Here is a 1252-nt window from a genome sequence, read left to right on the forward strand (position 1 = left end):
AATTAAGCGACCTGAAGGGTCTGGTATCTGTGTTGAGCAGGTGTCAGGCCCTTCAGTTTTAGCTTGATTCTGCGATTGTTGTAGTAATCAAGGTAGTCAATGAGTTCAGTCTTGAAGTGTTCTAAGGAGTCAAAGTTTTGAAGATATAGAAGCTCAGATTTGAGTAATCCGAAGAAATTCTCCATCACGGCATTATCTAAGCAATTCCCTTTTCGGCTCATGCTCTGACGTATGCCTTTTGATTCCAGCATCCTCTGATACTGCTTGTGTTGGTACTGCCAGCCTTGATCAGAATGCAGGATAAGTCCAGTGCCTTCTGGGATCGTTTCAAAGGCTTTCTCCAGCATAGAGATCACCATTCCGAGCACCGGTCGATTCGAGATCGTATAGCTGACCAGATCCTCGCTGCACAGATCTAAAACGGGAGAAAGGTACAGCTTCTCACCGAACAAAGAGAACTCAGTTACATCGGTAACCCATTTCTGATTTGGCTTCTCCGCATAGAAGTTCCTTTCCAGAAGATTTGGAGCGATTTTCCCGACTTCGCCTTTGTAAGAACGATACTTCTTCACCCGTACTTTGCTGCTTAAGCCCAGCTGCTTCATCAGTTTCATGACGAGCTTGTGGTTGTAATGAAATCCACGGTTTCGCAGTTCCTGTGTCACACGACGGTAGCCGTATCTTCCCTTGTTCTCTGCTGCAATGGAGCAGATCTCTTCTTTCAACTCTACATACTTCTCTGGCTCTTTCTGCTTTTTGGTGTAGTAATAATATGTGCTGCGAGGGAGACCGGCAACGTTCAGCAACAGCGACAACTTGTGTTCATGCCTCAGTTCCCATATTACTTTTGCTTTCTCTCTTGCCGTACCCTCTCGGCAACCAAGGCATTCAATTTTTTTAGGTATGCATTCTCCGCTCTCAACCGCTGTACTTCTGCCAATAAGTCTTCTTCAATCTCCGCCTTGAGCTTCTTCGGAGGACGCCCCTTGCTGCCGCGACCTCTTCGCTCTATGTACAGCCCCTCTGGACCTTCTTCCAAATATATGCGCTCCCAATACCGTACACGGTTATGATCATTGATCTCAAACTGACGAGCTGCTTCACGGTAACTTAGTTTTTCCCGCATCATCGTCTCTACAACTTCTTGTTTGAACTCCCCTGTGTATCTTTTATTTGGTTTCCCTTTTGGCATAAAACAACACCCCATTCGTTAGTAGTATACCATACTGTCTAACAATTGGGGTGCTGTTCA

The 1252-nt window shown here is 45.7% G+C and carries 2 protein-coding genes; both read right to left on the reverse strand.

Annotated elements, in window-relative coordinates; genetic code table 11:
• Nucleotides 1–2: 2 nt before the first annotated feature.
• Entirely contained in the window at nucleotides 3–941 is a 939-nt protein-coding gene (locus tag B5F19_RS16755) for an IS3 family transposase (RefSeq protein ID WP_140394280.1), read from the reverse strand.
• Nucleotides 842–1192: a helix-turn-helix domain-containing protein gene (locus B5F19_RS16760; RefSeq protein ID WP_087292907.1), complete on the reverse strand. Its 351-nt coding sequence runs from the start codon at nucleotides 1190–1192 to the stop codon at nucleotides 842–844. The genes B5F19_RS16755 and B5F19_RS16760 overlap by 100 nt, the downstream gene beginning before the upstream one ends.
• Between the last annotated feature and the right edge of the window lie 60 nt (nucleotides 1193–1252).

The organism is Pseudoflavonifractor sp. An184 (assembly GCF_002160305.1).
Taxonomy (GTDB): domain Bacteria; phylum Bacillota; class Clostridia; order Oscillospirales; family Oscillospiraceae; genus Lawsonibacter; species Lawsonibacter pullicola.

Bases quoted from the DNA above. Each gene is read 5' to 3' on its own strand.
- B5F19_RS16760 (WP_087292907.1), bottom strand. From the start codon at position 1,192: ATGCCAAAAGGGAAACCAAATAAAAGATACACAGGGGAGTTCAAACAA.